Below are 23,341 nucleotides of genomic sequence, written 5' to 3'. Positions count from 1 at the left end.
GTCCAAATGAAGTAAAACAATTTTATTTATAAAGGTTAGCTCTCAATTGTTTCATTCGCATTAAGAATACAATCAATGTCAAAACAACAATGCCGCTAGATAATAGATAGAGACCTTGGTAACCCAGCTTAGATGCGACAATGCCGAGAACAAAAGACCCTATAGCGATGCCTGTATCAAACAATGTAAAGAAGGTAGCAGTTGCATATCCGCTCCGTTCATGAGTAGTAGATTGAATAGCTAGCGTTTGGAAGCTAGGCACAACTGCTCCGTATCCTAGACCAATAAAAGCACCAGATAATAAAAATGTAAAAGGGCTATCCATATATGCCAATAAAATTAGTCCAAACATAAAGGATATTAATCCAGGTATTATTATGTATCTAGGCCCTTTTTCGTCAAAAATTCTTCCGGTGAACGGTCGAGTAACAAGCATCACGATAGCAAATACGGCAAAGAAGCTACTTGTTAGATGCAGTACACCTTTTTGCTGTGAGTAAATAGATAAATAAGAAAGAATACTTGCATATGAAAAAGCAATCAAGCTACCGATTAATGCTATTGGTAAAGATCTTTTCTCAAATAAATCATTTAGTGTCATTCTTGTTTTTACAGGTGGTACTGCTGGCTGTTTTTCTGCTGGAATAGATAATGCTGATAAAGCACCAATCAGTAGAAGTACACTCATAGCAATAAAGAATATATCATAGGAGAAATATTGTACAATCGTTAGTGCTATGAAAGGGCCAACTACTACCGCTAAGTTAGTAGACATAGTAAAGTACCCTAAACCTGCACCGCGTCTAGATGGTGGAATATTATCTGCTGCCAGAGAGCCACTTGCAGTTGTGGCGATACTAAACCAGATACCTTGTACAAATCGTAAAGCAAGTAAGATAGTAAAGGGCTCTATGAAGTAATACAACACTGTACATATCAAGTATAAAATTAAGCTAATCCAGAGCATTTTTCTCTTGCCAGCTATATCTAAAAGCTTACCGGTAAATGGACGCATAATGATTGCAGATAATAAAAAGATGGTCATTAGTAAGCCAGCCTCTTCATCCGAACGATCTAATACATCTGTAGCGTAAAGAGGAAGGACGGTTACTAAGCCATAGAAAATGATAAATATGGAGAAGTTTGTACTGAACAAACTGATAAAAGGTTTGGTCCATATTGGTTCCTTGTTACTCAAAAAACATTACTCCTTGTTAATTTTTTTTAGCAATCCCATAAAAAGCTCTTGCTCTTCTTTAGAAAGGGCAGAAAGCATTTCGTTTTCAAAAGCATTCATGGAGCTTTCGATATTAGGGAATTCCTGTAGAGCTTTAGTTGAGAGCCTAACTATTTTTTCGCGACGATCTTTTCCAGTCTTTATGTCTAACCAGCCTAAAGTGGCTAATCGATTGACTGTGCGGGTAATAGTAGGTGCTTCTACATTTAAATACTTCCAAATTTGAGTCAATGTCATCTCGGTATGTTTATAAACACAGTTTAAGACCGACCATTGGGAGGAATAAAGACTATAATCCTTTAGCGTTTTGTTACTTTCATAGGATAAAAAACGAGTCTTTTGAAAAAGCTCATGAATAAGTGGATTTGTCATCTTAATGACTCCTTATCTGGAAATATATTTAACTAGCTAAGTTTCTATTTTAATTCGTAGGACAAAATTTGTAAAGTGAATTAGAAGAAAATGACATTATTTTAACCTATACACTTAATAGCATTAGAAAAAGCCGAGAAAACTCGGCTTCTTTTAAAAACATTGAAAGGATGTAATTCTTCCAAGATCAGTTCCGTAGAAGGTCCAGCGAAAACCGTTCCAGCGGAAACCAGATACAGAGTTTCTTCCCACATACGTTGGGAAAATCCAAAAGCTTCTACCGTTGTTCAACCAAATATACGTGTTGCGAAATAGGCAGCTTCTTATAGCACCAGGGTCAACTGCAAAAACGCCTACATCCTGTCTTTGTTGGGGAACAAACGAGGGAGGAGGGCTAGTTGGAGCACCTCCTTGAGTATTTTGCCCAGGAGGTCTACCGGGGCTCCCTTGACCGCCAGGAGGTCTATTAGGGAAACCTGGCATCCCAGGCATCCCAGGTATCCCAGGGAAGCCTGGAATGCCCTGCCCGCCAGGTGGTCCTCCGGGTCCTCCCGGAAATCCACCTGGAAAATTAAATTGATTTGTCAAATTAAAGCCCTCCTTCTACTTAGTCAAATTAGTATATGTATGAAGGAGTTAATTGGCACGGTATTACCTAACATGGGTTAAAGCGTTGTTTAAAAGGTCAGCACTAGAAAGTAATGCCTCTCCACCTCCCTGAGCAATCATTTCGTTGCCACCACCTTTGCCGTTTATAGGAAGTATTATTTGCTGAATCCATAATTTCATATTTTCTTCTCTGTTTTTCCCCTTGGCCACCACAACTTGAAGCTTTTCATCATTATGTGATACAAAAATACACAATGAGTTAGGTGACTCCTCCACAAGGAAGCGAGCTAGCTTTTGAAGATCCTGGTTAGTTCTATTTTCAAAGGTGACACCTATAACTTCATTATTAGACTCATTTAATAAATCTTTCGCTTCATATTGAAGGATTTTGTTGTTTAATTCAGTTATTTGTTTTTCTAGTGATTTATTTGTGAATAGGATGCTATTTGCTGCGTCCTCCAGTTTTTCCTCAGGTGTGCTAAGAGTGCTAATCAGATTGAGCAGGATGGAATGCTTACGATGAAACTGAGTTATAACCCTTTGTCCACAAACAAATTCTACACGAACTTGGCGCTTTTGTTTCTCAGTTTGTAGAATTTTGATCGAGCTCACTTGTCCGGTAGTAGAGGGATGGATCCCCCCGCAAGCATTGTAATCATAATCAGGGATAATGACTAATCGAATATCTTCCTTTACACTTGTCGCCTTACGTAAATTATATTGAGCTAGCTCCTCCTCCGTAACCCACTTTGTTTCAATAGGACGGTTTTCTAGGATAATTTGATTGGCTAAATCCTCTACTTCTTGTAATTGCTCAGCAGAAATCTCGGGTACATCTAAATCTATAGTGACACTTTCTTTGCCTAGGTGGAAGCTTACTGTTTGCAGCTGGAAAAGCTCGGCGAACGCTGCAGATAATATGTGTTGACCAGCATGCTGCTGCATATGGTCGAAACGTCTTGACCATTCAATCTTTCCTTCAATTTTTGTAATATCCGGATCTAGCGGTTCGGCAAGAAAATGTCTGATTTCATCATTTACCACTTCTACATTGATCACTGAAATACCGTTTAATCTACCTAAATCACATGGCTGCCCACCACCTGTAGGATAGAAAGCTGTTTCTGAAATAACCACATATTCCGGTTCTTGTTTTACGATATTGGCAGTAAAGGTAGTTAGATAAGGATCTTCGTAATATAATTTTTTAGTCATTTCATTAGCTCCCTTGTTTTATGAGGATAGTTCTTCCTCTAATACTGTATATATCCCGCTTCTTTTAAAATCCTTCATTTTTCATATTCAAATGGTTAATTTATGTATTTTAAAGAGAACGGGCAAAAATATCAATAGTAATTTTAAAAATCCTTCCCTATACTAAAATTAACGAAATATTAAATAAAAGAGGTATGCAAAAATGAATATAGCATCAAGAGAATATTGGAACTTTTTTTGGAAAGACAATGAGGAAGAGCCAGAAGTATCTGCTTGGCAATTTGGAGATGATGCTGATACATTAGCAAGACTTGTAGTAGACAAAGTGAAATCTGCTACCTGTTCGGCACATATACTATATGAGATTGAAAAGGAGCCACTTCCAAAGGTCGGTGATTATAGTATTATCTTAAATGCAAGGGATGAACCGGTGTGTATTATAAGAACTTCTGATGTCAGTATTGAACCGATGAATAAGGTTTCAAAGGAGTTTGCCTACGCAGAGGGTGAAGGTGACAGAAGTTATGATTATTGGAAAAAAACGCACATAAATTTTTTTACTGATGAATTAAACAAAATAGGCTTAAAGTTTGAAGAAGATCTATTGTTAGTTTGTGAGCGCTTTGAATTAGTAGACGTTAAATAAGAGGGGTGCGAGGATGTTTAAAATAGTAACAATGTATACAAACAGGTTACAGGAACTGCGCGGCTTTTACGAAAATGTATTAGAGTTCCAAATTACCGAAGCAGGAGACCATTATTTTCAAATGGATATTGGTGAGTCTAAGCTTGTTTTTAAAGAATCAGAACACGCTTCGCTATATCATTTTGCCATTAACATTCCAGGCAACCAATACACACTTGCTAAGCTATGGGCAAAAGAAAGAGTATTGCTAAATAGAGAGGATGGGTTGGAAGACATTTATTATGCTCGGTTTGATGCAGACGCATTTTACTTTGAGGACCCGGCAGGGAATGTGATTGAGTTTATCGCTAGAAGACATGTGGATAAATGGAGTGATTTCACCATTGAATCTTTACTAAATGTAAGTGAAGTAAGTATAACGACACCTTTTGTAAAAGAGGTCGGCGAACAGCTTCAAGCGTTAGGTATTTCTGTATCCGGCCATGTCAGCATTGAGCCGGAGGAACTGAATTTCTTAGGCAGAAAGGATACATTTATATTATTAGTTCCCCCAAAGCGCAGATGGTATTTCTCTAAAAGAATGAGCGTTACATCCCCAATAAGCATCCAGCTAACTAATGGCAAAAGCATTACTGTCCTAGAAACTGGAGAATTATCGGAGGAATAATATAAGCGACTGATAACACTTCTGTGTGTTACAGTCGCTTTTTCTTAATATATTCAAGGGTCGTTTTAGAGGAAAATAGATTTAATATTTCTTCATCAAAAGATCTATGAGTTCTTTATTTAGACCCTGCAATTACTCCTCTTTATATTCTATTGTCACAAATAAAACATTTAAAATTCTAAAGCATTCTAAAAATTCTGCTATAACTATTATTTTTTACATTATAATGTATTTATTAAGGTAAGATATCCTTAAAGAGGAGGAGAGAATATCCATGTGGTATAAAAAATCTTCTGAAGAGATAGCAAAAGAATTGCAAGTGAATGTACAAGGTGGACTACCAACCGAGGAAGCCAGGCAAAGGTTAGAAAAAAATGGTCCAAATCGATTGGCAACTGCTAAAAGGAAGTCATGGCCAGAAAGAATTTTTGCCCAAATTAATAATGTGCTTATTTATGTTCTTATTATTGCTGCATTTGTATCTGCTTTTGTAGGAGAAATAACTGACGCCATTATTATTGGGATAGTAGTTATTATCAATGCCATTGTTGGAGTCATACAAGAGTCAAAAGCAGAGGAAGCATTGGAAGCGCTAAAAAATATGTCCACTCCGAGAGCGGTAGTGAAAAGAGATGGTCAAACTAAAGAGATTGACTCCATTGAAGTAGTCTCTGGGGATATAGTGGTGGTAGGAGCAGGATCGTATATACCGTGTGATATCCGATTAATTGAATCCGCTAATCTTAAGGTAGAGGAAGCGGCATTAACTGGAGAATCTGTTCCAGTGGAAAAAGATGCATATACAACACTTAATGTGGAGGAAAAGACTATTCCGCTGGGAGACCAAAAAAATATGTTATTCATGTCTACACTTGTCACTGCAGGTAGGGGAACAGGTGTGGTAGTAGGAACAGGTATGAATACACAAATTGGTAAAATAGCAGGGATGTTACATACAGGCGATGAACAGACTCCATTACAAAAAAGCTTAGCACAGGTAGGTAAGTATCTAGGTTTTGCTGCAATAGGTATTTCCTTACTTATCTTTTTAATCGGCATGATTCAAGGAAGAGATTTACTAGAAATGTTCATGATCGCAATCAGTCTTGCAGTTGCAGCAATTCCAGAGGGGATGCCTGCAATTGTTTCAATTGTGTTGGCAATTGGCGTGCAAAGAATGATTAAACAAAATGTAATCATTCGTAAACTCCCAGCCGTTGAGGCCTTGGGGTCTGTTAACGTTATTTGTTCTGACAAAACAGGTACGCTTACACAAAACAAAATGACTGTAACTAAATTTTTCTTGAATGGAGAGATTCAAGAGATAGCAGATTTAGGACGAGCTGGTGCTGGACATGAGCATTTAATGAAAATTTTTGTTTTATGTAATGATGCTACTTATACAAAGGATGCAGAAACAGGAGATCCAACAGAAATTGCGTTAATTGTAGCAGGAGTAAATCATGGATTAGAAAAAACACTGTTAGAGGCTGAGCTTCAAAGAGTTGCGGAAATTCCATTTGATTCTGAACGCAAGCTAATGACAACGATCCATAAATCTGAAGATGGCTACTATTATATGACAAAAGGGGCAATTGATCGCTTACTTGGTCGTTGTAATAGAATCTGGATGAATGGAGAAGTTAAAACATTAACAGAGGCGGATAAAAAAAGTATTTTAAATGCCCCCCATTCTATGTCTAGCTCAGCACTTCGAGTGCTGGCAGCAGCATACAAGTTGGAAAATGATGTAGCTGTTGAACAGGCAGAAAAGGACCTGATTTTCGTAGGGTTCGTAGGTATGATTGATCCTCCAAGGTTAGAGGTAAAGGACTCAATTGCTCTTTGTAAAAGTGCAGGTATTCGCACAGTAATGATTACGGGAGATCATAAAGACACAGCATTTGCTATTGCAAAGGATCTTGGAATAGCTTCATCAGATTCTGAGGTCATGGAAGGAATAGAGTTAGACTCCTTAGAGCAAGAGAAACTAATAGAGACATGTAAGAAGATTAATGTATTTGCACGAGTTTCTCCAGAACATAAGGTTAAAATTGTGCAAGCGATGAAGGCAGCAGGTAACACTGTTTCGATGACGGGTGATGGAGTGAATGATGCACCATCCTTAAAAGAGGCCGATATAGGAGTGGCTATGGGGATTACTGGAACGGATGTTGCAAAAGGTGCCTCAGACATGGTACTAACGGACGACAATTTTGCCTCCATTGTTAAGGCAGTTGAAGAAGGACGAAATATTTATAAAAATATTAAAAAGTCCATTATTTTCTTATTGTCCTGTAATTTAGGGGAAATTATTGCATTGTTTTTTGCAATTATTGCCGGCTGGCCGACACCACTACGTTCTATCCATATTTTATGGGTAAACTTAGTAACGGATACTTTCCCAGCTCTAGCTCTTGGTATGGATCCTGAGGAACCAGGAGTGATGAAGGAAAAGCCAAGACCTAAAAAGGAACAATTATTTCACGGGATGCTTCCGTTCTTATTAGTGAACGGACTTTTAATAGGAATTATTACTTTAGCAGCCTTCTTAATTGGTCTAAAAGGAGTCACAAGTAATGTCTCGGAGGAATTGCTTACACATGCTCAAACCATGGCATTTATCACTTTAAGCTTTTCTCAGCTTATTCATTCTTTTAACTTTCGTTCTATGAACCAATCCGTTTTTAAAGCAGGATTATTTAAAAACAAACTGTTAGTCTATTCCACACTGTTAGGTGTGGCACTGCAGGTGGTCATTGTTTCTGTTGGGCCTATCTCTGAATTATTTAGTGTACAGTCGTTACAAGCTAGAGATTGGTTAATTGTTATTGGACTAAGCCTACTTCCTTTAGTTTTAAATGAAGTAGTGAAGATTGTTAAAAAATAGAAGATTCATATGGGGGAAATAAAATGAAGAACTCAATAGATCAACAAATTATCTTAGCTCAAAGAGAGTCTCAGTTTTCAGGAAGTATTTTCGTAAAACAAGGGAAGTCTACACTAGCAGAATGTAGTTTTGGTTATGCCAATCGTTCGGAGGAATTGTCTAACATAGCAGACACTAGATATGGTATTGCTTCAGGCTGTAAGATTTTTACTGCAGTAGCTGTTAGTCAGTTAGTAGAGGCAGGGAAATTGTATTTTGACCAAAAGTTAAAGGATTGCTTGTCTTATAATTTCCCTTATTTTGATGAATCAATAACTATTCATCATCTGCTAACACATACTTCTGGAATACCAGACTATTTTGATGAAGAAATTATGGAAGACTTTGAGGAACTATGGATAGATAAGCCGATGTATCATATGCGTAAGCTGGAGGATTTCTTACCATTTTTTCAGGAAGGGAAGATGAAATTCAACCCAGGAGAAAGATTTCATTACAATAACGCAGGATATATTTTACTTGGATTAATAATAGAACAGGCTTCAGGATTGTCCTTTCAACAATATATAGAAAAAAATATATTTGAAAAAGCAGGAATGAAAAGCTCAGGGTATTTTGCAATGGATGCACTACCTAAAAATACAGCCTTAGGCTATATAGACAAAGCAGATGGGACATGGAAAACGAATATATATTCTATACCTGTCCAAGGGGGCGCAGATGGCGGAGCATTTATCACAGCAGCGGATATGGTTCTTTTCTGGGAGGCCCTTTTAGATAATACATTTTTAAGTGAGAAAACCACATCTGCCTTGCTTTATCCACATGTACAGGAACAAGATGATGATTACTACGGATACGGAGTATGGATAAAGAAAAGTGGGAACAATATTAACAAGTATCATGTGATGGGATATGACCCAGGTGTTAGCTTTCATTCAGCCTACTATCCAGCTCAACAAATTAAACTTGCAGTCTGCTCCAATAAGTCTAAGGGTGCTTTTGCTATGCTGAAAGTGATTGAGCAAACACAAGAGCTTTAATCCTTATTTACGATTCTTTCGCTCCTCACGTTGTTTACGTAACAGCGTAAATGCTAGATAGAGCATCGATATTCCTAAAAGAAACGATAAGATAGAATAGACGATATTATTAAGTCCATCCCCAAACACCAATAGGAGAAGAAAGACGGGAACAAGAATATAAATTATTTTTTCTGGATTAAGCATGGTGATTCTCCTTCTCTATTTTAATCTCTCTATTATAGCTAACTAAATAAGAAAATGCTCTGTAAAAATGATAAACTATAGACGGAGGTGGACTTTTTGAATATAACATCTTATGAGGTTGAAAAGATAAAGGATCCAACAGGAATTATTGCAGGTGACCGATATGAATTTTTACTAGGCTTTGAGGTTCCGGAGGACGACGAATTATTTGAAGAGGCAAGCTCATTAGACTTACGAGTTATTTTAGCTGTTTTAGATACGGAGTCAAAGATTGTACAATATCATTTCCTTGATCGTAAAGATGGAAAAGTATTAGATTACGGGTTAGAGGAAAGTGAAGAGTCAGTTGTGCTTGCTTTTTGTGTAGAACATTATAGCGAAGTAGAATAAAAAGTGAGGTCGTAAGAAGAAAATCTTACGGCCTTTTTATTTTTATAGTTGAAGTAATTTCGTAAATGGCACTTTCCCAATTGTAATAGCATGCGGGTGACAGTTTTATTTGTCCGTATAAACACCAATTATGAAATTGATTCAATTGAAGGACTATTTTGGTAACGTCTTTTCCGGAATCTTGGTTTCCCTTTTAGTTTCCTTCTTATTTGAATTGATGTAAAATTGACAGAGAAGATTTTACAAATAAAAGGTGGCTATTTTGATGGAACTAACAAATTTGATGAATCAACTATCTATAATTGACGTCAAAAATGCTAAAAATATTAATATTACAGGACTTGCTTATAATTCACGTAAGGTGGAGGAAGGACAAGTATTCGTTTGTATAAAAGGCTTTAAGGCGGACGGCCATAAATTTGCTGGACAAGCTGTAGAAAATGGTGCGGTGGCACTCGTAGTAGAGGATTTTATAGACGCTTTAGAAGTACCACAATACAAGGTGGAGGATGCACGTAAAGCTTTAGCTGCACTTGCATCTGCTTACTACGGTCATCCAACACGTAAGCTTAAAACAATAGGTATTACCGCTACTAATGGAAAGACATCTACTTCCTTTATGACTAATGCTATTTTAGAGAATCATGGTCTTAAAACAGGTTTAATGGGAACTGTAGTAGTTAAAATTGGTGATTATGCAGAGCCTTCAGAACTAACCACACCAGAATCTCTCGATTTACAGAGATTTTACGCTAAGATGGTAGACGAAGGTGTAACTCACGCTACAATGGAGGTTTCGTCCTCTGCATTGGAGTTAAATCGTGTAGGCTGTGTCGATTTTGACATAGTGACGTTAAATAATATAAGTAGAGAGCATATTGATTTACATTCATCCTTTGAAAAGTATTTTGAGCACAAATCAAGTTTAATACGTAACGCTGGTGCAGACAAAATAGCAATTTTAAATTTGGATGATGCGTATTCAGCCTCACTAGTAAATAAAACGAAAGCTTCAGTTATTACAATTGGAATAGAAGAACAGTCAGCAGATGTAATATGTAAGGATTTAGACTTATCAACTGGACGAGCGAAATTTACGGTAGAGATTCAAAGAGATTTAGTGGCAGAAGATGTTGTAATTCCTCGTCAACAATTCTCTATTGAACTTTCTACACCTGGATATCATTCTGTTTATAACTCAATGGTAAGTATTGTTGCAGGATTGTTATGTGGAGTTCCTGTTAAGACGATTCAAAAGAGCTTATTTGAGTTTGTAGGGGTGGAGAGACGTTTTGAAATCATTTTTGAAGACGATTTTAAAATAATCGATGATCACTTTGCAAACAGCGGAAATATAGATATAACACTTGGCACGTTAGAAAAAATGGATTTTAATCGTATTTCCCTCGTCTATGCTATTCGTGGGGACAGAGGAGTAATTGTTAATAGAGAAAATGCGGAGGCAATTGCCAAGTGGGCACCAAGATTAGGTATTGATGAGGTAATTGCTACTTTAAGTCGTTCCCATGTTACCCAAAAGGATGTTGTTTCCGACCAAGAGCTTGCCGTATTCAAAGAAGTAATGGATGAAGCAGGTATTACTGTTCGTCTATATGAGGAACTTCCAGAAGCCATCAGTTCTAGTCTAAGAGAAGTTTCCGAAGGAGATTTAGTACTTTTAGGTGGCTGTCAGGGAATGGACTACGGTGCAAAAATTGCACTGGAACAGTTAGAAACCATCCTACCAGATGTAGATAAAAAGAAATTATATCAGCCATTAGAAAAACGTGTAGCTGGTAATTCCTAATTTAAAAGCAGTCCATACATTAAATGTAGGACTGCTTTTCTAATACTATCGTTTTGGGGCGTAATTTAATTGGGCAAATAATTCTTTTCGTTCCTGCTCTGTCAGTTCACGCCATTCTCCAATGGTAAGTCCTTCAATCGAGATATTCATTATACGCACACGTTGAAGTCTCTTTACGGTAAATCCTAGTGCAGAGCACATTCTTCTAATCTGCCGATTCAAACCTTGAGTCAATATAATATTAAATGTGTTAGGACCCATCTTTCTAACTTTACACGGCAATGTTTTAGTCCCAAGAATATTTACTCCTGAAGCCATTTTTTCAATGAATGTATCAGTAATTTTTTCGTTAACTGTAACGATATACTCTTTTTCATGTTTGTTTTCTGAACGTAATATTTCATTTACTATATCTCCATCGTTTGTTAACAAAATCAGACCATCTGAATCCTTATCTAAACGTCCAATATGAAAGATGCGAAGAGGGTGGTTAACAAAGTCTACAATATTTCCTTTTATGTGGCGTTCCGTTGTACTTGTGATTCCAACGGGTTTATTTAAAACGAGATATACTAGAGGCTGTTCGACAACCACCGGCTTACCGTCGACTCGGACATCATCACCGTCCTCCACTTGGCTACCGAGTTCGGCCAATTTCCCGTTAATAGTTACTTTGCCATCTGCAATCCACTTATCCGCTCCACGTCTTGATACTATCCCAGACTCACTTAAGTATTTATTAATACGCATATTCAACACCTACTTTTCTTAGTGGTAATAGTATAACAAATTAGTGAAACCTTTATGGATATTAAACAGTAAAAAAGTAAAGGAGTGAGGAAATTGTTAGATGTACAAAAAATAGAGGCAACTTATAATGAACTGAAAGAGCTTTTGGGGTGGAGTATAGACAAAAGAATAATATTGTCCCTTGCAGGATATTACGCGGCATTGGATAAGGAAATCGATAAGAAAAGGTTCAAGGAAATATCCGAAATTATTAAGAAACGAGTGAGTATGTTCTCTCCTTTACGTTCGCAGCTACAGCCACTATTTACTGCAACACTGGATGTTAGTGGATTAGAGCCAGAGGAAGCGGTAGATCTGTTGCTAGTAAAAGTCGAGGAACTAAAGAAAAATTCGTTTAAGATGAACAATTACTCATATCTCGCTGCCTTAATGATGTCGGATGAAAAAGAACAATGGGATTATGAGATTAGTCGAGCAAAAGATCTGATGGCAGCTATGAAAGTCCATCATCGCTTTTTGACAGCTAGTGATGATTACCCGTACGCTATGTTCCTAGGTAAGCTGGAAGGGGATACTGCTGTACGCGCAGAAACGATGAATAGATACTATGAGGAGTTAAAAAATCATAAATTCTACCCTGGAAATGAATTGCAGTGGATGTCCCAGGTTCTAACATATACGAATTTACATTTCGATCCAGAAGCGGTGTCAAGGGTCGTAGTTATTAGAGATGGAATGAAAAGTGTAAAGATTAAAGTCTCTACTCCACAGTATCCAATAATCGGTTTTATGGCTGCATTAAAATTGAACGAAAGTGAGCTCATGGACATTGTAGAATCTTATAGAGCATTGACTAGTATGAAGCTATTCTCTTGGTATAAGGAATCCGCACTCCCTATTGCATTTGGTTTGTCCTTGAAATCTTCGAAGAATGTGTATGAAACAGCCGCTATATCCATGGCTACTTCTCTTGAAATGCTTATTCAAGCGCAACAGGCAATGATGATTTCTTCCATTGCAGCTACCAGTATCGCGTCTTCATCCAACTCAAATTAAACAAGAAATGTTATACTAAGTTAATAAGATTTTAAGTAATACTTAAGATCTTATGGAAGTTAATCATCAAGGAGAGATTATTGTGAATACAAATCCAATGAGTCAATCAAGAACCATCCAAACCCATTTAATCTTACCTCCAGACACTAACCACCATGAAACAATATTTGGTGGAAAAGTTTTGGCGTTTATAGACGAAATAGCAGCAATCACCGCTATGAAGCATGCAAAAGGTGCTGTAGTTACTGCTTCTATTGACTCAGTAGACTTTTTATCTTCAGCGAAAGTTGGAGATGTAATTGAACTAGATGCAATTGTATCTTCGACAGGACGCACTTCCATGGAGGTGTATGTACGAGTGACTTCCATGAACCTCCTGACAGGTGCAGAGAAGCTGACAACGGAGTCATTTGTAACAATGGTAGCTGTAGATGAAGAAGGTAAACCAGTTCCGGTGCCAGGCATACATCCTGAAACGGAAGATGAAAAACGTTTATACGAAACGGGTCCAGCAAGACGTGAGCATCGAAGACAACGATTAAATATGAAATACTAAGAGCAGGTGGGTGGCTGTATGCTAAAGCTAGTCGATGAAAATTATAAGTACCTAATGATTTTATTTCTTGCTATCTATTTAATAAATTCCATCTACTTACATGAGGTAACTATTACATTTACCGTCATTCTACTGGTAATCGTATTAGAATTATTCATACATCGTCACCAGATAAAACAGCTCTCCTACTCACAGCTTGCGATAATGGGAGTTGTTATTATTGCAGGAATTGCAGGTATTGTATATTTGTTGGTGTTGCTTCAAATTTTTATAGAGCCATTTAGTCTACCTTCAGCAGTAGAAACAATACTACTCGTCTTGTTTTTAGCGATCGGTCTTTATGTCCTCTGGCAATTCCTAAAAAAATTATTTAAACGTGCTCTAGAGCATTAGTAAAACCCCTCCAGGATATAATTTTTCTGGAGGGGTTTTTGAATGGTAAGGAAGAATATAAAATTCATTTTGAATAATAAATGGTTGATCTCCACTTTAGGCGGACGCGTTCCGCGGGGTGAGCGATAAGCCATCACCGTCGCTTGCGCGTCGTTGTGAAGTCTTATCTGTCTCACTCATCCCGCTGGAGTCGCCGCCTGCCGCTACAATCAACAAAGTGATTTCATGTGTATAAAATGGATAAAGTAGAAAAGCTTTTTAAGAGAACGGTTTTTTATAATAGACAATAGTTAGATACACCAGAAGCTACTAAATGCGGTGTTAGGAGGGTAAAAGACCATCATCTCCAAAATTTTTATGATAATGATAGAGAATAAGTCTGTCCTCACTGTTTTGAACTTAAAGGACGCTTGCGCTTTTCTTGAAACTATTTAAAGAGATTATCGTAAAATAATAGAGGTGATTAAGATGAAGCACATATACGAACGTACCGCCCAATATGCCAAAATGGGATGCCTAATTGGTTTAGTCATGTACATATCGTTAGTTATAATCTTTAGAGACTCCCTATTAAAGGATTTTGAACTGCATATAACGATGGGGTGGACACTAATTATATTATTTAGCGTAGCCTTCATGTTCCAGCAAGCAGCCAACAAATTACCAATAGAGCAAAAGACAAATACACAACAATTTTCTTCCGAATTTCCATTAAAGGAATTAAACTACCAAAGCGATGTTTCCATTATTCCGAGGAGCTATTTAGTGTCTCATACTGGTGAGAGACTTTATAGCATCAGTCCTACGGAGGAGCAGCCAGTTGTAAGAAGGCTTAATGCATTTCCATTTATCCGAAAGGGAATGTTATTACCGGTTACTTATGATGTTGTAACGATGGACGGTCAATTGGTTAGCAAGTTTACTATTGCGAACAAACTCAAATTTATGCAAATAGAAGTATATGATCATAACCAAGTACATCTTTCAACGGCAGTACTTCCAATTTTTTCAGTAAAAAACAGAGCAATTGTGTTTGATTCAAATCGTGAAAAAACACATCAAATGGAAGCAAAAAGTATGTATGGAGATATAGATATAAACGACTTTAATGGCAAAAGATTAGCATCCTATCGTTTTGGTATGTTTCCTTATGCTACCCACCCGGCTTTTGAGCTACAAGGGATGAATGTTCATGTTTCACTTGCAGAAGGACTTTCAAATATAGAAAAGCTAACCTTTACTGCTTTGTTCTATTATTGGACAGCAAACCAGTCTTGATGGCCATAAGTAAAAAGAGAGGTTGAACATGAAATTATCATGATCAACCTCTCTGGCGTTCTTAGTGCGCCTTATAGTTATAAATCGGTTTAATAACTTCCAATACATCTACGGTTTCATCAATATGCGCAAGGATATCCTTCATAGCCTTATATGCAAAAGGAGACTCGTCTACAGTGCTTGAAACGACAGAGGTGCTCCAAATTCCTTCCATAGAAGCTTGGAAGTCCTCCAAAGCTACTTGTTTTCTTGCTTGAGACCTACTCATGAGGCGACCTGCTCCATGGGGGCCAGAATAATTCCATTCGGGATTTCCCTTTCCACGACAGATAAGTGAACCATCGCGCATATTCATTGGAATAATAACTATTTCACCATTCTGTGCAGATATTGCTCCCTTTCGCAAAATCATGTTGTCTAAATCAATATAGTTATGAATGGTGTCAAACTCGGATTGGACACTCCAATTCATCCCTCTACAAATAACGTCAACCATTGTTTTGCGGTTAAAAGCCGCGTACTTCTGGGCAATAGAAAGATCGTATAAATAATCCTTCATATTGTCTCCCTCTACATAAGCAAGGTCCCTTGATACGCTATTACCTAAAGCATCAGATGCTACTTGTTGATAATGCTCAGCAATCTGTTTTCCTAAGTTTCTGCTTCCAGAGTGAATCACTAGATAGATACTACCGTCTTCGCCTTCATTGAGTTCTATAAAGTGGTTGCCTCCTCCAAGTGTACCAAGACTCAGCCGTGCGCGTTGCTCATTGATAGGAGCAGATACCTCTTCAAAAGGAATTTCTATAGTATTTCGATGCTCTTTTTGTCGAATGCGAGTTCCGCTCGGTACATTTTTTTTAATAGTCTTATCGAGCTTTGCAAAATCCACTTTTTCTTTCGTTGTATCGAGCTTTGCACATATCATTCCACAGCCTAAATCGACGCCTACAAAGTTTGGAACCACTTTATCGGTAATAGTCATAGTAGTGCCCACTGTGCAACCTTTTCCGGCATGTAAATCGGGCATCATTCTAATTTTAGTATCTTGGAGAAAGGGTAGACTACAAAGCTGCTCTACCTGAGATTTGGCTGTGTCTTCTATTGTATCCGTATAAACCACCGCATTATTATGTGTACCTTTAATTTCAATCACGCAATCACCTCAAATAATTTTTAATTTCTAAACAGATTAAACCAGCCCTTGTATTTGAACCAAGCAATCATTCCAGTCGCAATAACTATCATTAAAGCAACCACGGTAAAGTAACCATACTTCCACTCCAATTCAGGCATATTGGAAAAGTTCATGCCATACACTCCGACGATAAACGTTAAAGGGATGAATACAGTAGATACAATGGTTAGTATCATCATAATTCGATTCATCCGACTAGCATTGATCGAATCATAGCTATCCCTTATATCTGCGGTTAGCTCTCGATTTGCTTCTACCATCTCTGTTAGTTTTAGAAGATGATCATAAATGTCATCGAAATATGCCCGTTCCATCTGATTTAAATTAATGCGTTCTGAATACATCACCCGGTATAGCAGATCTCGCATAGGAATGATGGTTCTTCGTAAACGCAATAAGTCACTACGTAGGTCAAATACCTGATCCATAGACAAGTGATTCATATCCATTGATAACTTATCATCTACTTCATTCAAATAATCTTCGATATGGTAAACAATTGGAAAGTAAGTGTCTACCACTTTATCCACAATATTATAAGTGACGAGCATGGTTCCTCTATCCCAACCATTAGAATATAGCTTAATACGCTCTCTCGCATCATTTAACTCTCTCATCGGTGGGAAATGAAAAGTAACTACAAAGTCCTTACCAACGAATAAATTTAACTCCTCTGCCTCCATCAGTTTCTCATTAAAGGTATGAAGGACAAAAAATTCGTGTTGCTCATAGTGATCCATTTTTGGACGTTGAAGCATTAATAAACAGTCTTCAATAGCGAGAGGGTGAAAGTGGAAGAAAGTACTTAAGAGCTTCTCTTCTTCCTTGGTAGGCTCGCCAATATCGACCCAATACCATTCTAGTTGATTCGTTTGTATGTATTCTAATGGAAAATCCAAAATTATTTCTTGGCTAGTTGTTCTACCTATCGTCTTTATCATGAGTAAACCACACTTTCAACCAGTTCTTTGTATATTATCTCATAATATCCCTTAAAAAATAAATTAAAACAAAAAATGCCAAGGAATAATCCTGGCATTTTTTTTGTTTATTTTTTCTTTATTAACTTAGCTTCATCATTTAGTGATTTAAATAGTGATATGATCATAAGTATCATTATGAAAGAAAATGGCAGAGCCGCTATAATGATAGTGTTTTGTAAGGCGGTGAGTCCATTAACCGACAATAAAATAAGTGCAACGGTCGATTGAATAACGCCCCATGTAAGTTTAACGCTATTAGGTGGCGTTAGTGAACCATTGGTCGACTGCATACCGAGAACAAATGTTGCAGAGTCTGCAGATGTGATAAAGAAAGATGCGATTAACAAAATTGCAAATAGAGAAATGATTAAAGAGAATGGCATTGTATTAAACATTTCAAAAATAGTCAATTCTGTCGGAAGACTTGCTAAATCTGCAAGGCCTTTCTTTTGTAAATCAATCGCTGTTGTACCAAAAGATGAGAACCAAATGGCGCTCAAAAGAGTGGGTACGACTAGTACTCCGAGCATAAATTCACGAATGGTTCTTCCTTTAGAAACGCGGGCAATGAACATACTAACAAATGGTGCCCACGAAATCCACCAAGCCCAGTAGAATATTGTCCACATATCTAACCATTCTCTGTTGGAAGAATCTAGTGGAGCAGTACTGAAGCTCATTTGAACAATATTTGATAAGTAACCACCAAATGAATCCGTGAACATGTTCAAGATTAGTAAGGTTGGTCCTAAAACAATTACAAAAACTAAAAGAGCAATAGCTAGGACTAAGTTAAGATTGGAAAGATATTTAATGCCCTTACTTAGGCCAGACCATGCAGATCCTATGAATAAGACAGTAACAACCGCAATAATGACAAATTGTGAGAAGATGCCCATTTCAACACCAAATAAATAGTTAAGACCTCCGTTAATTTGAACAGCGCCGAAGCCAAGGGAAGTTGCTACTCCAAATGCTGTAGCAAAAACAGCTAGCACATCGACAAGGACGCCCCAAGGACCTTCCATTTTTTTGCCGAAGATTGGCTTCAGCGTTGATGAAATTAATCCCGGTTCCCCTTTGCGGAACTGGAAGTAAGCAAGAGATAAGGCAACTACTCCATACATAGCCCATACATGGAATCCCCAATGGAAAAAGGATTGTCGTAAGGCTTCTTTAAATGCAGCATTAGTATTAGGATCTTCAGTGGCAGGACTAGTTGCGAAGTGAGATAGAGGTTCAGCTGCTCCGTAGAAGACAAGTCCGATTCCCATACCTGCTGAAAATAGCATGGCAAGCCAAGATATTAAACTGAAATCTGGTCGATCGGTATCCTTCCCTAATCGTATTTTCCCGTAGGGACTGAAGATAAAAAAGATGCTAATTAATACCATAACGGACATGAGTAGCATGTAATACCAACCAAATGTTGTGGAAACAAATGTTTTAGCACGAGTAGTAATAGCCTCAAAACTCTCGGGAGCTAGGGCTCCATACCCGACGGCCAAAATGATAAGGCCTATTGTAATATAAAATACTTTTGAAATATTCTTCATGTTTCCTCCTTTTAAAATCAACTAAGTTAAGTGTAATACTATACTAAGATAAAGTTGTTTAATCAACCCATATACCCAAAATCATCGTATTGTTTATATTTATAGCCATTTTTTAATATAATTAAACATTTAAACTAGTTATTTTGTATGAAATATAAAAAGTTTAAATTATTTGAATAAAATAACTATTTTATTGACAGCTTAGCTGATTAAATTTAATCTAATTTTAACCAATATATATTAATAGTTATAAAAAGCCTACATATTGCTAAATTCTAGGGGTCATAGGTCTTAAAGAAGAAGCGAGATTATAACATGGATGTGTAAACCTCTTCTTATTTAAATAGGGGTGTAGTTTTGTTTCAACAATCTTACATAAAGGAGAAATGAACAAATGTCATTAGAACTGCTGCAGGCTTTAAAAGTATTAAAAGAAAAACAATGGGTAGATCTTACACATACTTTCGGTCCCAACTCCCCACATTTTTCAGCATTTGATGCTGCAGAAATAAAAACATTGTTTAACCATGATGACGGTTTTTTTGCCCAAGCTTTTACATTTGCAGGTCAGTATGGAACACATATTGATGCTCCAATTCACTTTGTAAGAGACACTCGTTATTTAGAGGAACTAGAATTAAAAGAACTGGTCCTTCCTTTAGTGGTAATTGACAAGTCTAAGGAAGCGAAGGAGGACAATAATTATACTTTAACAAAAGAAGATATTATATCGTTTGAAGAAGAGCATGGGGAAATTGAAGAGGGTGCGTTTGTAGCGCTTAGAACAGATTGGAGCAAGCGCTGGCCAGATGTAGAAGCGTTTAATAATAAGGATATGGAGGGGAATAATCGAGCTCCAGGATGGGGAATAGAAGCATTAAAATTTTTGTTTGAGCAAAGAAAAATTAAAGCTATTGGTCATGAAACATTTGACACTGACTCGGCAATTGATTATCAAAGAAACGGAACATTACTAGGAGAATACTACGTGCTAGAACGGGATACATATCAAATCGAACTGTTAACGAACTTGGATAAGATCCCTGCCAAAGGTTCAGTAATTTTTAATATAATACCAAAACCTGAAAAAGCATCTGGATTTCCCGTAAGGTCCTTTGCCATTTTACCTTAAGCATAGTAAAAAAAGAATGTCTTTAAAAAAAGGCATTCTTTTTTTATTGGGCATTGAGGTGTTTGTCTAGGTTGTCTGCCACTTTCTTGCATCTATTAGTATAAGTGCAAGAGGAGGTGAAAATAATGAATAATCACCATATGTGTCATTCGTGCGGCCAAACAAAAGGTTGGGGTCAATCATGTGGTTGCCGACGACAATTACCAGCAGCGGAACCGATTGTTTGTCCACCACAATATCGTGTTTGTGACTCTTTCGTACCAAGAATGCAGCCAGTCATTCAACCGATTGTAAATGTCAATAGAGAGCACATCGTAAATGTTCCTCAATATTTCGTTACAGAGTCAAATGAAACCGTAGTAGTACCAGGAGTTCAACAAGCATACCCTGTTAACAACCCATCCCAAGGGGGATCCCATCGAGGATTTTTCTCTAGATTCCGTTAAAAGCTATAGAAGTGTAGCGTCGACTTAACCAGCTTAGTGTCTATATTTATCGAATATTGCAAATGCCCTTAATATGAGGTGCATTTGCTTTTTTATTTTATATAAATCCGCCAATTGATAGCAAAAACGAGATGTTGTAATTTTCCGTATATTTTGATAAAGTGATGTTTACCAATAGAAAAATAGAGTTGAAGGTTGGGGGAAGAAGAGATGAAGTTATTTATATCAGTTGATATGGAGGGCATAACAGGCCTGCCGGATTACACATTTGTGGAATCGAACAAGCATAATTACGAAAGAGCGAGACGAATAATGACACAGGAAGCCAATGCTATTGTAGAAGGGGCTCTTTCTACAGGTGTTAAAGAGGTACTGGTTAATGATAGTCATTCCAAAATGAATAATCTTTTAGTGGAGGAGTTACATCCAGAGGCATCTTTGATAACCGGAGATTTAAAGCCATATTCTATGGTTCAATCTTTAGATGAAAGCTACATAGGAGCAGTTTTTGCTGGATACCATTCTAGAGCTGGACAACCAGGTGTCATGAGTCATTCTATGATTTTTGGAGTTCGAAATATGTACATCAATGATGTAGTGATAGGAGAGCTTGGTCTTAATGCATACGTGGCTGGTTATTATGGAGTTCCTGTCATTATGGTTGCTGGAGATGACGGAGCTTGTAGAGAGGCGGTGGCTCTCATTCCAGGTATTATAACAGCTGCGGTAAAACAATCTATATCTAGGTCTGCTGTTAAAACCCTACACCCTCAAAAGTCGCAAGCTCTTCTTAAAGAAAAAGTGGCAGAGGCTATTAAGAAAAGAGATGAAATACTACCACTTATACCACCAGAACAACCTGTTTTAAAAATTGAATTTACTAATTATGGACAAGCGGAGTGGGCAGCACTAATGCCAGGATGTGAAATCATAGAAGGAACAACAATTGTAAAATTTGAAGCAAAAGACATTCTAGAAGCATATCGTGCAATGCTTGTCATGGTAGAGCTAGCAATGCAAACCAAATTCTGTTAGGAGGAAGCCTTCCGTGACAAAGTATATTATTAAGCGTTTTTTAATGATGATTGCAACAATCCTCATCATTGCAACTCTAACATTTGCATTAATGCACACGATACCGGGCTCTCCATTTGATGGAGAAAGAACTTCTAATCCTACTATTCAAGCAAACTTAGAAAAGTTTTATAAGCTAGATCAACCGATGTATGTGCAGTATTTAAACTATTTAAAATCGATTGTAACGTTTGATTTTGGACCATCCATTAAGAAACCAAATGAATCGGTAAACGAACTGTTGGCAAGGGGATTTCCAATTTCCTTTGAACTGGGTATGTCGACTATTTTAGTTGCATTATTGTCAGGTGTTCTTTTAGGTACATTGGCAGCCCTCCGGCATAACGGTATTATTGATTATTTAGCAATGACCTTTGCTGTTATTGGTATATCAGTTCCTAACTTTGTTTTGGCCACTTTGTTGATTCAACAGGTGGCGGTAAATTGGGAACTGTTGCCTCCAGCTACTTGGAGTAGTCCGTTGCATATGATTCTTCCAACTCTAGCATTAGCCACAGGTCCTACAGCAATTATTGCTCGTTTAACGCGTTCCAGCATGCTAGAAGTGTTAACACAGGATTATATCAAAATGGCTAGAGCTAAAGGACTTTCACCAGCTAGAATTGTTTTTCGACATGCCTTAAGGAATGCCTTAATGCCTGTTGTAACGATTATGGGTACAATGCTGGCAGGTATTTTGACAGGTACTTTTGTAATCGAACGCATTTTTGCTATTCCGGGAATGGGAAAATATTTTGTGGAAAGCATTAACAATCGAGACTATCCCGTAATTATGGGAACTACAGTATTTTATAGCGCATTCTTAGTATTTATGCTCTTTTTAGTAGATATTGTTTACGGAGTACTAGATCCACGTATTAAATTACATCGTAAAGAGGGGGATGCATAATGACTAAAACGCAAGAGATAGTATCCCCGGTGGAAATAAAGGATGAATGGTTCCGTCCTAAAGAAAAGTCAGACGGAGAGGCGGAATCCGTTGTAAGACCTTCCTTATCCTATTGGAAGGATGCTTGGAGAAGGTTAAAGAAAAATAAGCTGGCAATGGGTGGTCTTTTCTTTTTAATCCTTTTAACTCTGTTTGCTATTTTTGGACCAATTTTTTCCCCATATTCTATGGATGAGATGAATTATCCAATGCAAAATCAAGGACCATCGGCAGAGCACTGGTTTGGAACAGATGAAGCAGGACGAGATGTTTTTACAAGGACGTGGTATGGTGCACGAGTTTCCTTATTTGTAGGGGTAATGGCTGCATTGATCGACTTCTTTATAGGTGTAATTTATGGTGGTTTTAGTGGTTATAAGGGTGGAAGAGCCGATGCGCTAATGATGCGCATCATTGAAGTACTTTATGGTCTACCGCATTTATTGGTAGTTATTTTATTGATGGTAGTTATGGGGCCAAGCCTTACGACTATTATCGTTGCGTTAACTGTAACCGGCTGGGTAGGTATGGCCAGGATCGTACGGGGCCAAGTTTTACAGATTAAAAACTACGAATTTGTAACTGCATCCAAATCCTTTGGTGCAAAAAGCTCTAGAATCATTCGTAAAAATTTGTTACCAAACACAATGGGGCCGATTATAGTACAAATGACTCTTACGGTTCCGAGTGCTATATTCGCCGAAGCATTTCTTAGCTTTTTAGGGTTAGGAGTATCTGCACCAGCTGCCAGTTGGGGGGTAATGGCAAACGATGCACTACCTGTAATTTTATCTGGTCATTGGTGGAGACTGTTTTTCCCTGCATTCTTTATCTCTGTGACGATGTTTGCATTTAACGTATTAGGGGACGGCTTACAAGATGCCCTTGATCCAAAGCTTAGGAGGTAA

General features: G+C 37.5%; 24 protein-coding genes. 15 read left to right on the top strand and 9 right to left on the bottom strand.

Annotation, left to right across the window (positions count from 1 at the left end):
* Window positions 1-22: 22 nt before the first annotated feature.
* The 4 genes from ACQKNZ_RS17310 to ACQKNZ_RS17295 form a co-directional block, all read right to left on the bottom strand.
* A complete protein-coding gene (locus ACQKNZ_RS17310; protein ID WP_427660866.1) occupies window positions 23-1,198 on the bottom strand; it encodes an MFS transporter in 1,176 nt (391 codons plus the stop codon).
* 6 nt (window positions 1,199-1,204) lie between these two features.
* Window positions 1,205-1,609 carry a MarR family winged helix-turn-helix transcriptional regulator gene (locus ACQKNZ_RS17305; protein WP_144540086.1) on the bottom strand — a complete coding sequence of 135 codons (405 nt, stop codon included), beginning with the start codon at window positions 1,607-1,609 and terminating at the stop codon, window positions 1,205-1,207.
* A 153-nt stretch (window positions 1,610-1,762) separates the two neighbouring features.
* Window positions 1,763-2,197, bottom strand: a complete 435-nt coding sequence (locus ACQKNZ_RS17300; protein ID WP_191697370.1) for a hypothetical protein — start codon at window positions 2,195-2,197, stop codon at window positions 1,763-1,765.
* A 63-nt stretch (window positions 2,198-2,260) separates the two neighbouring features.
* On the bottom strand, window positions 2,261-3,433 hold the full coding sequence (locus ACQKNZ_RS17295) for an alanyl-tRNA editing protein (protein WP_427660864.1): 1,173 nt from the start codon (window positions 3,431-3,433) through the stop codon (window positions 2,261-2,263).
* 202 nt (window positions 3,434-3,635) lie between these two features.
* On the opposite strand from ACQKNZ_RS17295, the gene ACQKNZ_RS17290 reads away from it, so the two are divergent.
* The 4 genes from ACQKNZ_RS17290 to ACQKNZ_RS17275 all read left to right on the top strand — a co-directional run bounded on the left by ACQKNZ_RS17290 (window position 3,636) and on the right by ACQKNZ_RS17275 (window position 8,679).
* Window positions 3,636-4,079 (top strand): ASCH domain-containing protein, encoded by a 444-nt coding sequence (locus ACQKNZ_RS17290; RefSeq protein WP_151111996.1) that lies wholly within the window; start codon window positions 3,636-3,638, stop codon window positions 4,077-4,079.
* 13 nt (window positions 4,080-4,092) lie between these two features.
* Entirely contained in the window at window positions 4,093-4,746 is a 654-nt protein-coding gene (locus tag ACQKNZ_RS17285) for a glyoxalase (RefSeq protein ID WP_151111998.1), read from the top strand.
* Between the two features lie 268 nt (window positions 4,747-5,014).
* Window positions 5,015-7,636, top strand: coding sequence for a cation-translocating P-type ATPase (locus ACQKNZ_RS17280; RefSeq protein ID WP_427660968.1), 2,622 nt, complete (start codon window positions 5,015-5,017; stop codon window positions 7,634-7,636).
* A gap of 23 nt (window positions 7,637-7,659) precedes the next feature.
* Window positions 7,660-8,679: a serine hydrolase domain-containing protein gene (locus ACQKNZ_RS17275; protein ID WP_427660861.1), complete on the top strand. Its 1,020-nt coding sequence runs from the start codon at window positions 7,660-7,662 to the stop codon at window positions 8,677-8,679.
* Window positions 8,680-8,682: 3 nt separating this feature from the next.
* Here the strand turns inward: ACQKNZ_RS17275 and ACQKNZ_RS17270 are convergent, their stop codons facing one another.
* On the bottom strand, window positions 8,683-8,865 hold the full coding sequence (locus tag ACQKNZ_RS17270; protein WP_144540072.1) for a hypothetical protein: 183 nt from the start codon (window positions 8,863-8,865) through the stop codon (window positions 8,683-8,685).
* 96 nt (window positions 8,866-8,961) lie between these two features.
* On the opposite strand from ACQKNZ_RS17270, the gene ACQKNZ_RS17265 reads away from it, so the two are divergent.
* Both ACQKNZ_RS17265 and ACQKNZ_RS17260 read left to right on the top strand, forming a co-directional pair.
* On the top strand, window positions 8,962-9,255 hold the full coding sequence (locus ACQKNZ_RS17265; protein ID WP_154312049.1) for a DUF6509 family protein: 294 nt from the start codon (window positions 8,962-8,964) through the stop codon (window positions 9,253-9,255).
* Between the two features lie 265 nt (window positions 9,256-9,520).
* Window positions 9,521-11,062 (top strand): Mur ligase family protein, encoded by a 1,542-nt coding sequence (locus tag ACQKNZ_RS17260; RefSeq protein WP_225216064.1) that lies wholly within the window; start codon window positions 9,521-9,523, stop codon window positions 11,060-11,062.
* A 45-nt stretch (window positions 11,063-11,107) separates the two neighbouring features.
* Here the strand turns inward: ACQKNZ_RS17260 and rluF are convergent, their stop codons facing one another.
* Window positions 11,108-11,812 (bottom strand): 23S rRNA pseudouridine(2604) synthase RluF, encoded by a 705-nt coding sequence (gene rluF, locus ACQKNZ_RS17255; protein WP_154312051.1) that lies wholly within the window; start codon window positions 11,810-11,812, stop codon window positions 11,108-11,110.
* A gap of 93 nt (window positions 11,813-11,905) precedes the next feature.
* Between rluF and ACQKNZ_RS17250 the strand changes: the two genes are divergently transcribed.
* The 4 genes from ACQKNZ_RS17250 to ACQKNZ_RS17235 all read left to right on the top strand — a co-directional run bounded on the left by ACQKNZ_RS17250 (window position 11,906) and on the right by ACQKNZ_RS17235 (window position 15,095).
* Entirely contained in the window at window positions 11,906-12,868 is a 963-nt protein-coding gene (locus ACQKNZ_RS17250) for a DUF4003 family protein (protein ID WP_191697374.1), read from the top strand.
* Window positions 12,869-12,920: 52 nt separating this feature from the next.
* On the top strand, window positions 12,921-13,424 hold the full coding sequence (locus tag ACQKNZ_RS17245) for an acyl-CoA thioesterase (protein ID WP_144540869.1): 504 nt from the start codon (window positions 12,921-12,923) through the stop codon (window positions 13,422-13,424).
* An 18-nt stretch (window positions 13,425-13,442) separates the two neighbouring features.
* Complete coding sequence (locus ACQKNZ_RS17240) at window positions 13,443-13,817, top strand: hypothetical protein (protein ID WP_151112008.1); 375 nt, start codon at window positions 13,443-13,445, stop codon at window positions 13,815-13,817.
* A gap of 468 nt (window positions 13,818-14,285) precedes the next feature.
* Window positions 14,286-15,095, top strand: a complete 810-nt coding sequence (locus tag ACQKNZ_RS17235; protein ID WP_427660857.1) for a hypothetical protein — start codon at window positions 14,286-14,288, stop codon at window positions 15,093-15,095.
* A 61-nt stretch (window positions 15,096-15,156) separates the two neighbouring features.
* Here the strand turns inward: ACQKNZ_RS17235 and ACQKNZ_RS17230 are convergent, their stop codons facing one another.
* From ACQKNZ_RS17230 to ACQKNZ_RS17220, 3 genes are all read right to left on the bottom strand, one after another.
* Entirely contained in the window at window positions 15,157-16,251 is a 1,095-nt protein-coding gene (locus tag ACQKNZ_RS17230; protein ID WP_191697376.1) for an RtcB family protein, read from the bottom strand.
* Between the two features lie 20 nt (window positions 16,252-16,271).
* Window positions 16,272-17,234: a magnesium/cobalt transporter CorA gene (corA, locus tag ACQKNZ_RS17225; protein WP_427660854.1), complete on the bottom strand. Its 963-nt coding sequence runs from the start codon at window positions 17,232-17,234 to the stop codon at window positions 16,272-16,274.
* 107 nt (window positions 17,235-17,341) lie between these two features.
* Window positions 17,342-18,832, bottom strand: coding sequence for a glycine betaine uptake BCCT transporter (locus ACQKNZ_RS17220; protein ID WP_151112010.1), 1,491 nt, complete (start codon window positions 18,830-18,832; stop codon window positions 17,342-17,344).
* A 394-nt stretch (window positions 18,833-19,226) separates the two neighbouring features.
* Between ACQKNZ_RS17220 and ACQKNZ_RS17215 the strand changes: the two genes are divergently transcribed.
* From ACQKNZ_RS17215 to ACQKNZ_RS17195, 5 genes are all read left to right on the top strand, one after another.
* Window positions 19,227-19,964 carry a cyclase family protein gene (locus ACQKNZ_RS17215; protein ID WP_427660852.1) on the top strand — a complete coding sequence of 246 codons (738 nt, stop codon included), beginning with the start codon at window positions 19,227-19,229 and terminating at the stop codon, window positions 19,962-19,964.
* 125 nt (window positions 19,965-20,089) lie between these two features.
* Window positions 20,090-20,410, top strand: coding sequence for a hypothetical protein (locus ACQKNZ_RS17210; protein WP_427660850.1), 321 nt, complete (start codon window positions 20,090-20,092; stop codon window positions 20,408-20,410).
* Between the two features lie 210 nt (window positions 20,411-20,620).
* The gene (locus ACQKNZ_RS17205) at window positions 20,621-21,445 is read left to right on the top strand and encodes a M55 family metallopeptidase (protein WP_427660848.1); all 825 of its coding nucleotides are present in this window, start codon (window positions 20,621-20,623) and stop codon (window positions 21,443-21,445) included.
* Window positions 21,446-21,458: 13 nt separating this feature from the next.
* Window positions 21,459-22,394 carry an ABC transporter permease gene (locus ACQKNZ_RS17200; protein WP_154312054.1) on the top strand — a complete coding sequence of 312 codons (936 nt, stop codon included), beginning with the start codon at window positions 21,459-21,461 and terminating at the stop codon, window positions 22,392-22,394.
* A complete protein-coding gene (locus ACQKNZ_RS17195) occupies window positions 22,394-23,341 on the top strand; it encodes an ABC transporter permease (RefSeq protein WP_427660846.1) in 948 nt (315 codons plus the stop codon). The genes ACQKNZ_RS17200 and ACQKNZ_RS17195 overlap by 1 nt, the downstream gene beginning before the upstream one ends.

The organism is Psychrobacillus sp. NPDC093200 (assembly GCF_050280345.1).
In the GTDB taxonomy this organism is placed as follows: Bacteria; Bacillota; Bacilli; order Bacillales_A; family Planococcaceae; genus Psychrobacillus; species Psychrobacillus faecigallinarum.
Note: the sequence above shows the minus strand (reverse complement) of the source record. Positions and strands in the feature narration are given on the sequence as shown.

Bases quoted from the DNA above. Each gene is read 5' to 3' on its own strand.
- ACQKNZ_RS17305 (WP_144540086.1), bottom strand. From the start codon at position 1,609: ATGACAAATCCACTTATTCATGAGCTTTTTCAAAAGACTCGTTTTTTA.
- ACQKNZ_RS17295 (WP_427660864.1), bottom strand. From the start codon at position 3,433: ATGACTAAAAAATTATATTACGAAGATCCTTATCTAACTACCTTTACT.
- ACQKNZ_RS17290 (WP_151111996.1), top strand. From the start codon at position 3,636: ATGAATATAGCATCAAGAGAATATTGGAACTTTTTTTGGAAAGACAAT.
- ACQKNZ_RS17285 (WP_151111998.1), top strand. From the start codon at position 4,093: ATGTTTAAAATAGTAACAATGTATACAAACAGGTTACAGGAACTGCGC.
- ACQKNZ_RS17275 (WP_427660861.1), top strand. From the start codon at position 7,660: ATGAAGAACTCAATAGATCAACAAATTATCTTAGCTCAAAGAGAGTCT.
- ACQKNZ_RS17270 (WP_144540072.1), bottom strand. From the start codon at position 8,865: ATGCTTAATCCAGAAAAAATAATTTATATTCTTGTTCCCGTCTTTCTT.
- ACQKNZ_RS17260 (WP_225216064.1), top strand. From the start codon at position 9,521: ATGGAACTAACAAATTTGATGAATCAACTATCTATAATTGACGTCAAA.
- rluF (WP_154312051.1), bottom strand. From the start codon at position 11,812: ATGCGTATTAATAAATACTTAAGTGAGTCTGGGATAGTATCAAGACGT.
- ACQKNZ_RS17245 (WP_144540869.1), top strand. From the start codon at position 12,921: ATGGAAGTTAATCATCAAGGAGAGATTATTGTGAATACAAATCCAATG.
- ACQKNZ_RS17240 (WP_151112008.1), top strand. From the start codon at position 13,443: ATGCTAAAGCTAGTCGATGAAAATTATAAGTACCTAATGATTTTATTT.
- ACQKNZ_RS17235 (WP_427660857.1), top strand. From the start codon at position 14,286: ATGAAGCACATATACGAACGTACCGCCCAATATGCCAAAATGGGATGC.
- corA (WP_427660854.1), bottom strand. From the start codon at position 17,234: ATGATAAAGACGATAGGTAGAACAACTAGCCAAGAAATAATTTTGGAT.
- ACQKNZ_RS17220 (WP_151112010.1), bottom strand. From the start codon at position 18,832: ATGAAGAATATTTCAAAAGTATTTTATATTACAATAGGCCTTATCATT.
- ACQKNZ_RS17215 (WP_427660852.1), top strand. From the start codon at position 19,227: ATGTCATTAGAACTGCTGCAGGCTTTAAAAGTATTAAAAGAAAAACAA.
- ACQKNZ_RS17210 (WP_427660850.1), top strand. From the start codon at position 20,090: ATGAATAATCACCATATGTGTCATTCGTGCGGCCAAACAAAAGGTTGG.
- ACQKNZ_RS17205 (WP_427660848.1), top strand. From the start codon at position 20,621: ATGAAGTTATTTATATCAGTTGATATGGAGGGCATAACAGGCCTGCCG.
- ACQKNZ_RS17195 (WP_427660846.1), top strand. From the start codon at position 22,394: ATGACTAAAACGCAAGAGATAGTATCCCCGGTGGAAATAAAGGATGAA.